This is a genomic window from Barrientosiimonas endolithica, assembly GCF_030296655.1.
GTDB classification, from domain to species: domain Bacteria; phylum Actinomycetota; class Actinomycetes; order Actinomycetales; family Dermatophilaceae; genus Barrientosiimonas; species Barrientosiimonas humi.
Window position 1 is genome coordinate 1,822,014 of sequence record NZ_AP027735.1, and the last position, 10,083, is coordinate 1,832,096.

Consider the following 10,083-nt stretch of genomic DNA (forward strand, 5'->3'; position numbering starts at 1 on the left):
CCTCGGCGGACCTCCGCGAGAACGTACGACCGCCGCACCAGCGCACCCACCGCACCTTCCGGCGGACCTCCGCCGAACCGTGCGCCCCACCGCACCCTCCGGCGGACCACCGCGGGAGCGTTCCGGGGTTACTGCGGGAGGTCGAGGCCGCGGGCGCGCAGGTCCTCGCGCAGGTGGCCGGGCCCGGTGAACAGGATGGCGTCCAGGCCGGCCTCCTCGGCGGCCTGCACGTTGGCCGGGGAGTCGTCGACGAAGATCGCGTCGTCGAGGCTGCCGAGGTGGCGCATCCGCTCGCCGAGGATCTGGAAGATCTCGGCGTCGGGCTTGGCCACGCCCTCCTCGCCGGAGACGACGATGTCCTCGAACAGGTCGAGGAAGTCGAACCGGTCGAGCGCCGCCGGGAACAGCTCGGCCGACCAGTTCGTCAGGGCGACGACCGGTACGCCCGAGGCGTGCACGTCGCGCAGCACCGCCACGGTGTCGTCGATGGCGCCGACCAGGGACGCGTCGAAGTTGGCGCGGTAGCCCGCGATCTCTTCGGCGAGCTCGGGGTGGCGCTCGATGGCGGCCGCCTCGGCCTCCGCCCAGGGGCGGCCGGCGTCCTGCTCGTGGTTCCACCGGGCGAAGTCGAACTCCGGGTTCGCCAGGAACGCCGCCGCCCGCTCCTCCCCGACAGCCGCGGCGACGGCGGCCATCGGGTCCCAGCGGATCAGCACGTTGCCGAGGTCGAACACCACCGCATCGACCGCGCTCGGCGCCAGCCGCGGGTCCTGCAGCAGCTCGTCGCCCGTCGGGTCGTTCGAGGTGGGGTCGTACGTCGTCGGCTCGGGCGTCGAGGCGTCGTCCTGCGCAGCGTCGGTGCTCGTGCTGCGCAGGTGGTCGCTGTGCTGGCGGTCAGCGGGCATGGCCCCACCCAATCAGGCGGGTCGACCCCGGCCTGGCTCGCCCCCGTCCCGCGCCCGGCACCCACACCGCCCCGTCCCGCTCGTGCCGCGCCACCCCCTGCCGCGCCACCCGTGCCGCAAGTCCCGTTGTCGCGCCGGGCGTGGCCGCACCTCACAGCCACTTCGGGTCCGGGTCCACCCGGATCTGCAGGCTCCCCGACTCCTTGCGGGCGCTACGGGTCGCGCGCAGCTCGCGCAGCAACCGGGCCGCGGCGGCACCACTCGCCGGATCGGTGCGCAGCAGCGCACGGACGGCCGCACCGCCACCGCCACCGCCAGCACCACCGACACCAGCACCAGCAGCACCAGCACCACCACCGCCACCAGCCGCACCGCCGCCACCAGCCGCACCGCCATCACCCCGCACCCCCGGCAGCTCCAGCGGACCGATCACCTCCAGCTCGATCTCGGCACGCTCGCGCGCCCCTGCTGCAGGGTTTCCAGCGCCGCCAGCACGACCCGGCGGGGGCCGGACAGCATGGCCATCCAGACCGCCGGGGGTTGCTGCAGCTCGCGGCGGTCGGCCAGCTCGCGCTCGGCGAGCCACGCCGGGGCGCTACGCACCAGCGCCTCGACCGCGGGGACCGTCGCGTGCGCGGGGGCGCCGGCCAGCACCACCGCTCCCCCGCGGTCACGGGGGCGGGTCAGCGCGGCGGCCGACGTCCAGCGCCGGAACGCCTCGCTGGAGGCGTCGAGCGCCGGACGGTCCAGCAGCGCCCAGGCGTCGAGCAGCAGCGTCGCGGCATAGCCGGACGCCGCCACCGGCTCGGCGCCCGGGGTGCTGACCACGAGCGCGGGACGTTCGCCGACCTCGGGCGACTCGACGTCGCCTCCGGCCCGCAGCACCGGGACACCGGGGAAGGCCCGGCCCAGCTCCTCGGCGGTGCGCGCGGACCCGACAACGGTCGAGCGCAGCGCGGTGTCGCCGCAGGTCGGGCACTCGCGCCGGCCGGGGTTGCGACCGCACCAGCGGCAGTGCGGCTGCTCGTCGGTGGCCGACAGCACGAGCGGGCCGCCGCACGTGGGGCAGCGCGCCGGGCGGCGGCAGGTGCGGCAGGCCAGCGCCGGCAGGTATCCCCGCCGCGGCACCTGCACCAGCACCGGCCCGTGCTCGAGCGCCCGCTTGGCGGTCTGCCAGGCGGCGGTCGGCAGGTGGGCGCGCGCCGCCGGACCGTGCCGCTCGACGTCGAGGTCTTCGCCGGCGACCCGCACCGGTGGCCCGAGGCGACTGCCCCGCGGCGGCTCGACGGCCCGCACCGAACCCGCCTCGAGCCAGGCCTGCACCGGCACCGAGCGGCTGTGCCCGCCCAGCACCAGCGCGGCCCCGGACTGCTCGGCCCGCAGCCGCAGCACCTCGCGGGCGTGCGGGTAGGGGCGCGCGGCTCGTCGAACGCGTCGTCACCGTCGTCCCAGCAGGCCACCAGCCCCAGGTCGTGCACCGGCGCGAACGCCGCGGCCCGGGTGCCGATCACGCAGCGCACGTGGCCGCGCAGCACCTTGAGCCAGGCGGTATAGCGCGCCTGAGCGCCCTGGTCGGCGGTGAGCGCGACGTGCTGACCCGCGCCCAGCTGCGCCCGCAACGCCGCGTCGAGCCGCGCCACGTCGCGCCCGTCGGGCACCAGCAGCAGCACGCCCCGGCCGGCGGCCAGCGCGGCGTGCGCCAGCTCGGCCAGGCAGGCCGGCCAGTCGCGCGGGTCGGCGGGGTCCTCCGGGTCGGGCGCCCCGGGGGCGCAGGTCCAGCTCGCCGCCGGCGCGCCGCCCTCGGCGACCCGCCGCAGCAGCGCCGGACCCGCGGGATAACCGGCCCAGCGCACCGGCTCGGACGGCTCCAGCGCGGGTGGCTCAGCCTCCGCGGCGAGCGCCTGCTCGGCGCGCGCGTGCCGGGGCGGCACGGCGAGGCGCAGCACGTCCCCCACCGTCCCGGCGTAGCGCTCGGCCACCGCGGTGGCCAGCCGCAGCAGCCGCGGGGTGAGCACCGGCTCGGGGCTGACCACCCGCCGCAGCGGCGCGAGCCGGCCCTCGTGCTCGGCGTCGGACCGCCGCTCCACGACGAAGCCCCCGACGTCCTGCCCGGCGAAGCGGACCTTGACCCGGGCCCCGGGCACAGCGACGTCGCTCAGGTCGGCGGGGACGGCGTACTCGAACGGGCGGTCCAGGTGCGCGAGCCCGGTGTCGACGAGCACGGCGGCCACCGGGTCGACCTCGGCGAGCGTCACGCCGGACGTGGGCCGCGGCGGTCGGCGCGGGGCAGACGCGACCGGCAGGGCCAGCTGCTGCTGACCCTGCCGGTCGTCGTCGTTCGTGCTCACCCGGACGTTCTACCGCCTGCCACCGACAGGCCCGTCAGGGGTGGTGCCTCGGGGGGCGCCGTCGGGCTCGGTCAGCCCTTGACGGCCTTCTGCAGCGCCTCGACCTTGTCGGTGCGCTCCCACGGGAAGGCGCCCTCGACGCCCTCGGCGCTGGTGCGCCCGAAGTGGCCGTACGCCGCCGTCGGCTTGTAGATCGGGCGCAGCAGGTCCAGCTCGTGGATCAGCGCGGCCGGGCGCAGGTCGAACACCGACGTGATGGCCTGCTGGATCTTCTCCAGCGGGGCGGTCTCGGTGCCGAAGCACTCGACGTACAGACCCACCGGCTGCGCCTTGCCGATGGCATAGGCGACCTGCACCTCGCAGCGGCGCGCGAGGCCGGCCGCGACGACGTTCTTGGCGACCCAGCGCATGGTGTACGCCGCGGACCGGTCGACCTTCGAGGGGTCCTTGCCCGAGAACGCACCGCCGCCGTGACGGGCCATGCCGCCGTAGGTGTCGACGATGATCTTGCGGCCGGTGAGGCCGGCGTCGCCCATCGGGCCACCGATCACGAACTTGCCGGTGGGGTTGATGAACTTGTTGTAGTCGCTGGTGTCCAGCTCGACACCGCTGGAGGCGAGCTCCTCCAGCACCGGCGAGAACACGTGCTTCTCGATGTCGGGGGCGAGCATCGAGTCCAGGTTGATGTCCTCGGCGTGCTGGGTCGAGAGCACCACGGCGTCCAGCTTGACCGCCTTGTCACCCTCGTACGCGATCGTCACCTGGGTCTTCCCGTCGGGACGCAGGTAGGGCAGGGTGCCGTCGTTGCGCACCTGGGTGAGCCGCTCGGACAGGCGGTGCGCCAGGTGGATCGGCAGCGGCATCAGCTCGGCGGTGTCGTCGCAGGCGTAGCCGAACATCAGGCCCTGGTCGCCGGCGCCCTGGGCGTCCAGCGGGTCCTCGTTGGACCCGGTGCGGTGCTCGTGGGCGGTGTTGACGCCCTGGGCGATGTCGGGCGACTGCTGCCCGATGGAGATCGACACGCCGCAGGAGTGGCCGTCGTAGCCCTTGGCCGAGGAGTCGTAGCCGATGCCCACGATGGTGTCGCGCACGATCTGCGCGATCGGCACGTAGCCGGTGGTGCTGACCTCGCCGGCCACGTGGGCCAGGCCGGTGGTGACCATGGTCTCCACCGCCACCCGAGCCGTGGGGTCCTGGGCGAGCATCGCGTCGAGGATCGAGTCGCTGATCTGGTCGCAGATCTTGTCGGGGTGGCCCTCGGTGACGGACTCGGACGTGAAGAGACGTGCCACGGAAACTCCTGTTCGGTGTGCAGCGGCTGCTGGCTTCAGGGCGTGCCCGGGCGCGGTCGAACCGCCGCCGGGCGCGTTGGCTCGTGAGTCTAGGGCGCGGCGCGCATCGCCACGACGGCGTCCCACACCGCGGCGGCGACGGCCGACTTGTCGGCCGGACCGACGGTGCGTACGTCCTCGCTGCCTCGGCGCAGCAGGTGCACCGTGCTGACGTCCTGGCCGAACGTCACCCCCTCGCCGACCTCGTTGGCGACGAGCAGGTCGCAGCCCTTGCGCTCGAGCTTCTCGCGGGCGTAGCTGAGCAGGTCGCCGTGCTCGTCGCCCGTCTCGGCGGCGAACCCGACGATGACCGGCGCGCTCGCCGGCCCGCGCTGCTGCACCAGCTCGACGAGGATGTCGGGGTTGCGCACCAGCTCGATGGTCGGGGCGGCGTCGGGGTCGGCCGGGTCGTGGGTCTTCTTGATCTTCGACGACGCGCGCTCCGCCGGCCGGAAGTCGGCCACGGCGGCCGCCATCACGACCGCGTCGGCGCCCGCGGCCCGGGCGAGCATCGCGTCGCGCAGCTCCAGGGCCGACTCGACCGGCACCACCTCGACCCCCGGGGGCGCGGGGCGCTCGGTGGTCGAGACGAGGGTCACCCGGGCGCCGCGCGCGGCGGCGTCGGCCGCGAGGGCGTACCCCTGCTTGCCGCTGGAGCGGTTGCCGAGGTAACGCACCGGGTCGAGCGCCTCGCGGGTGCCGCCCGCGGAGATCAGCACGTGGCGGCCGGACAGGTCGCCGGTCGCGCCCGGCCGCGCCTGGTCGCCGACGGCCGCGAGGGCGTACGCCGCGATCTCGTCGGGCTCGGCCAGGCGCCCGGGACCGGAGTCGGCGCCGGTGAGGCGGCCGCTCGCGGGGTCCATCACGTGCACGCCGCGCTCGCGCAGCGTCGCCACGTTGGCCTGGGTGGCCGGGTGCAGCCACATCTCGGTGTGCATCGCCGGGGCGAGCACGACCGGGCAGCGCGCCGTCAGCAGGGTGTTGGTGAGCAGGTCGTCGGCCATGCCGTGCGCGGCCTTGGCGAGGACGTCGGCGGTGGCCGGGGCCACCACGACCAGGTCGGCCGACTGACCGAGCCGCACGTGCGGCACCTCGTGGACCTGCTCGAACACCTCGTGCTGCGCGGGCCGGCCGGACAGCGCCGCCCAGGTGGCCTCGCCGACGAAGTTCAGCGACGCCGCCGTGGGAACGACGGTGACGTCGTGCCCGGACTCGGTGAACCGGCGCAGCAGCGAGCAGGCCTTGTAGGCAGCGATGCCGCCGCTGACGCCGAGGACGATGCGCATGGGGTGGCAGGCCGAGCCGAGGCTCAGGCCTCCTGGCGCTCCATGGTCAGCAGGCGGTCGTTGATCTCGCGCAGCGCGACCGACAGCGGCTTGTCGTTGACCTGGGAGTCGACCAGCGGGCCGACGTACTCCAGCAGCCCCTCGGACAGCTGGGAGTAGTAGGCGTTGATCTGCCGCGCGCGCTTGGCGGAGTAGATGACCAGGGCGTACTTGCTGTCGGCGACCTCGAGCAGGTCGTCGATCGGCGGGTTGGTGATGCCCTCGGGGGCGGCCTTCGTTCCAGACACAGGCGTGCTCAGCTCTCGTTGATCGCGGGGTTTCGCATCAATGATACGAGTTCTTCGGCTGCGCGCCGAACGTCGTCGTTGACGATGGTGGTGTCGAACTCCGGCTGGGCCGCCAGCTCCTCGCGCGCGGTGCGCAGCCGCACCTCGCGCTCCTCGGCGCTCTCGGTGCCGCGGCCGACGAGCCGGCGCACCAGCTCCTCCCAGCTGGGCGGGGCCAGGAAGACGAGGTACGCCTCGGGCATCCGGGCGCGCACCTGCCGCGCCCCCTGCAGGTCGATCTCCAGCAACGGCAGCCGGCCGGAGGCGATGGCGTCGAGGACGGGCTGGCGCGGCGTGCCGTACGACGCGCGGCCGTGCACGACCGCCGACTCCAGCAGCTGCCCCTCCCGGTCGAGGCGCTCGAACTCGGCGTCGGTGACGAAGTGGTAGTGGACGCCGTCGACCTCACCCGGGCGTGGCCGGCGGGTGGTCAGCGACACCGACAGCCAGACCTCGGGGAAGTTGTCGCGGATGTAGGCGGCGACGGTGCCCTTGCCCACCGCGGTCGGGCCGGCGAGCACGACGAGGGGATGACGCGCGTTCACGGGTCAGTTCTGCTCGAACCGCTCGATGAGCGCCGCGGCCTGGTTGGCGCCGATGCCGCGCACGCGCCGGGACTCCGAGATGCCGATGTCGGCCATGATCTGGCGCGCCCGCACCCGACCCACGCCGGGCATCGACTCCAGCAGCGCCGACACCTTCATCTTGCCGATGACCTCGTCGGTCTTGCCGGCCTCGATGACCTCGCGCAGCGACCCCTGGGCGTACTTCAGCCGGTTCTTGACCGCCGCGCGCTCCCGCCGCACCCGAGCCGCCTTGGCCAGCGCCTCCGCGCGTTGCTCGGGGGTGAGCGGAGGTAGGGCCACGGGATCTCCTCGGTCGGGCACGGCTGCCACCCCGGCAGACGGGTGGGCGGGCGGTTCTGAGTGAACCTAGCGAGTCGCCGGGGCGGTCGGCAACGCGGGGAGCGCACGCTGCGGCGGAGGACCGCGAAGGCGTGGGAGCCCCGCGCCCGCACCCTCCGGCGGACCACCGCCGACCCGTGCGCTCTGGCGCACCATGCAACGGAGGACCGCGAAGGCGTACGAGCCCCGCGCACGCACCCTCCGGCGGACCACCGCCGAACCGTGCGCCCTGCCGCACCATGCAGCGGAGGACCGCGAGACCGTACGCCTGCCGCACCCCTTGCGGTCCACCGCCGACCCGTGCGCCCTGGCGCACCCTCTAGCGGAGGACCGCGAAGGCGTACGGCCCGTCTCAGCCGGCCCTGGTCGCCCGCCGCTCGAACAGCCAGTACGCCTCGCGCACCTGCGCCATCAGCTCCGCCTCGTGCAGTCGCAGGCCGAGCACCGGCAGCCGCAGCGTCGAGTCACCACCGATGAGCAGGGCGTTCTGCCGCAGTGCGTCGTCGACCGGCCCGAGACCCAGGTGGTGCTGCACCCCGTCGATCTCGACGCCGAGCCCGTTGTCCCAGTGCGCATCCCGCACGGCGCGGCCGCCCGGCAGCTCGCGCACGACCTGCAGGCTCGGTGGCGGGATCCGATAGCGCTCGCACAACCGCGCGAAGTCCAGCTCCCCCAGGGCCTGCACCCCACGGGCGACGTCTCCCACCACGGTCGCGATGAACGCCCGACGCCAGTGCGGCTTCATCTCGGCCGCCAACGCCGGGAGCTCCTCCACCCGCACCAGCCGCTGCTGGGCGGTCATGACGAGCAGCAGTGCAGCCTGCCGGTCCGACGCCGCCCACTCCGCGGCGCGGATCAGCGCGACGTCGGGTCGCACGCGGGGCAACCCCTCGAGCAGCTCCCCGGCGCGCCGCGACGCGATGCCCCGGATGTCGACCTGCGGCACCTCGGGTCGGTGGTAGTGACCGGGCAGCGAGACCGTGGGCCGGCGGCCGGCGTCGAACCCGGTCAGGCCCGCGTGCACCAACGCGGTGACCCCGTCGATCGCCGCGCCGGCGCCGCACTCGAACACCGCGGTCCACCGCTCCCCCAGCGCGCCGATGACGCCGTTCGTGGTCGCGACGGTGTGCCGCCCTCGGGTGCTCCACCGGCCCGCCGTCACCTGGTTGCGCACCCGCCAACGGTCCGCCCCGAGACTGCGCAGCTGACGCCGGTGCAGCACGCCGCCCTGCTGCCCAGCCAACGCGGCGATCGCCTCCATGTCCATGGCGGCACGCTGCCCGCGCAGCTCGAACCCGGGAAGTCCAGACCCGCAGCCTGTGGACACCGCAGCTGGTCACGACAGGGTTGTGCACGACCAGCCCGAACCGGCCCGTACGTCCGCGCGACCCGGTCGCTACCGTCGCCGCGTGCAGATGGACGAGTACCAGCAGGCTGCCTTGCGCACCGCCGCGCCGAAGGACAAGAAGAACGAGCTGCTCCACCTCGTGCTGGGGCTGGTCGGCGAGAGCGGAGAGATCGCCGAGAAGTTCAAGAAGTGGGTCCGCGACCTCGACAGCGACGAGGCCGCCATCGACCGCGACGACATCAAGCAGGAGCTCGGCGACGTGCTGTGGTACACCGCCGTGCTCGCCGACTACCTCGGCCTGCGCCTCGAGGACGTCGCGCAGGCCAACGTCGACAAGCTCGCCAGTAGGCAGGCGCGCGGGGTGCTCGGCGGCAGCGGGGACCAGCGCTAGGCCGCACCCGGCGCACCCTGTAGCGGAGGACCGCGAAGGCGTACGAGCCCCGCGCACCCCCTCACCCCCGGCGGTCCACCGCCGACCCGTGCGCCCTGCCGCACCATGCAGCGGAGGACCGCGAAGGCGTACGAGCCCCGCGCACCCTCACCCCACGGCGGACCACCGCCGACCCGTGCGCCCCACCGCACCATGCAGCGGAGGACCGCGAGACCGTACGCCCGCCATCCCCCGCACCCCACGGCGGACCACCGCCGAACCGTGCGCCCTGCCGCACCCTGCAGCGGAGGACCGCGAAGGCGTACGCCCGCCGCACCCCCGCCTCCCCGGCGCCTCAGCCCCCCGCGAGCTCGGCGGCCTGCTGGCGCACCGCCGCGCGCAGGCCCGCGGGTGCCGGGCCGGCGGCGAGGATGCCCCGCGACGACGACGGCAGCACCAGCGGGAGGGCCGGGCCGAAGCCGCGCGCGATGTCGCCCGCGTCAGCGCCCTGCGCGCCCAGCCCCGGCGCCAGCAGCGGCCCACGCGAGTCGGCCAGCGCCTGGGCGAGCCCCAGGTCGGCGATGTCCTTACCGACGGTCGCGCCGACGACCATGCCGGTGCTCCCGAACCGGCCCGAGCCGCCGCCCTCGGCGTTGCGCTCGGTCACGGCCGACACGATCTCCTCGGCCACGGTCACGCCGCCGCCCTCCCCTGCGGCATCCGCCGCGACCCGCGCGTGCTGCACCTGCGCGCCCTCGGGGTTCGACGTCATCGCGAGCACGAACACGCCTCGCCCAGTTGCGTCCGCGAGCTCGAAAGCCGGTGCGAGAGAACCGAATCCGAGGAACGGGCTGACGGTGATGGCGTCGGCGGCGAGCGAGGATCCGTCGGACAGGTACGCCTCGGCGTAGGCCGCCATCGTCGACCCTACGTCGCCGCGCTTCACGTCCAGCAGGCTCAACACCCCGACCTCGCGCAGCATCGCCAGCACGTGCTCGAGCACCGCGACGCCGGCCGAGCCGTGCCGCTCGAAGAACGCCGACTGCGGCTTGGCGATCGCGACCTGCCCCGCCAGCGCCTCGACCACCGTGTCGCCGAACCGCCGCAGCCCCTCGACGTCGTCGTCCAGCCCCCACCGGTGCAGCAGCTGCGGGTGCGGGTCGATGCCGACGCACAGCGGGCCGTACGCCGTCACGGCCTCCTCGAGTCGGTCGCCGAACGTGGTGCTCATCTCGTGCCTCTCGTCATTCGTCGTGCGTCAAGC

The 10,083-nt window shown here is 74.6% G+C and carries 11 protein-coding genes and 1 pseudogene; 1 reads left to right on the forward strand and 11 read right to left on the reverse strand.

Features of this window, described 5'->3' with window-relative positions:
• Nucleotides 1-128 precede the first annotated feature (128 nt).
• From QUE40_RS09225 to QUE40_RS09270, 10 genes and pseudogenes are all read right to left on the reverse strand, one after another.
• Entirely contained in the window at nt 129-905 is a 777-nt protein-coding gene (locus QUE40_RS09225; protein ID WP_289232962.1) for an HAD family hydrolase, read from the reverse strand.
• A 151-nt stretch (nt 906-1,056) separates the two neighbouring features.
• A complete protein-coding gene (locus tag QUE40_RS09230; protein ID WP_289232963.1) occupies nt 1,057-1,338 on the reverse strand; it encodes a hypothetical protein in 282 nt (93 codons plus the stop codon).
• Nucleotides 1,335-2,297 (reverse strand): hypothetical protein, encoded by a 963-nt coding sequence (locus QUE40_RS09235; RefSeq protein ID WP_289233147.1) that lies wholly within the window; start codon nt 2,295-2,297, stop codon nt 1,335-1,337. The genes QUE40_RS09230 and QUE40_RS09235 overlap by 4 nt, the downstream gene beginning before the upstream one ends.
• A gap of 593 nt (nt 2,298-2,890) precedes the next feature.
• Nucleotides 2,891-3,253, reverse strand: a pseudogene (locus tag QUE40_RS09240) (primosomal protein N' family DNA-binding protein); the annotation flags it as partial.
• A 71-nt stretch (nt 3,254-3,324) separates the two neighbouring features.
• A complete protein-coding gene (gene metK / locus QUE40_RS09245) occupies nt 3,325-4,545 on the reverse strand; it encodes a methionine adenosyltransferase (protein ID WP_289232964.1) in 1,221 nt (406 codons plus the stop codon).
• Nucleotides 4,546-4,634: 89 nt separating this feature from the next.
• Nucleotides 4,635-5,870 (reverse strand): bifunctional phosphopantothenoylcysteine decarboxylase/phosphopantothenate--cysteine ligase CoaBC, encoded by a 1,236-nt coding sequence (gene coaBC, locus QUE40_RS09250; RefSeq protein ID WP_289232965.1) that lies wholly within the window; start codon nt 5,868-5,870, stop codon nt 4,635-4,637.
• A gap of 23 nt (nt 5,871-5,893) precedes the next feature.
• Entirely contained in the window at nt 5,894-6,157 is a 264-nt protein-coding gene (rpoZ, locus tag QUE40_RS09255; protein ID WP_142005393.1) for a DNA-directed RNA polymerase subunit omega, read from the reverse strand.
• 8 nt (nt 6,158-6,165) lie between these two features.
• Nucleotides 6,166-6,741 carry a guanylate kinase gene (gmk, locus tag QUE40_RS09260; RefSeq protein ID WP_142005394.1) on the reverse strand — a complete coding sequence of 192 codons (576 nt, stop codon included), beginning with the start codon at nt 6,739-6,741 and terminating at the stop codon, nt 6,166-6,168.
• A gap of 3 nt (nt 6,742-6,744) precedes the next feature.
• Nucleotides 6,745-7,062, reverse strand: coding sequence for an integration host factor, actinobacterial type (gene mihF, locus QUE40_RS09265; protein ID WP_142005395.1), 318 nt, complete (start codon nt 7,060-7,062; stop codon nt 6,745-6,747).
• Nucleotides 7,063-7,453: 391 nt separating this feature from the next.
• Nucleotides 7,454-8,368, reverse strand: coding sequence for a hypothetical protein (locus QUE40_RS09270; RefSeq protein WP_289232966.1), 915 nt, complete (start codon nt 8,366-8,368; stop codon nt 7,454-7,456).
• Nucleotides 8,369-8,516: 148 nt separating this feature from the next.
• On the opposite strand from QUE40_RS09270, the gene QUE40_RS09275 reads away from it, so the two are divergent.
• Nucleotides 8,517-8,840 (forward strand): nucleoside triphosphate pyrophosphohydrolase family protein, encoded by a 324-nt coding sequence (locus QUE40_RS09275; RefSeq protein WP_236022453.1) that lies wholly within the window; start codon nt 8,517-8,519, stop codon nt 8,838-8,840.
• Between the two features lie 334 nt (nt 8,841-9,174).
• On the opposite strand, the gene pyrF is transcribed toward QUE40_RS09275, so the two are convergent.
• Nucleotides 9,175-10,050 (reverse strand): orotidine-5'-phosphate decarboxylase, encoded by an 876-nt coding sequence (gene pyrF, locus QUE40_RS09280; protein WP_289232967.1) that lies wholly within the window; start codon nt 10,048-10,050, stop codon nt 9,175-9,177.
• Nucleotides 10,051-10,083: the final 33 nt, after the last annotated feature.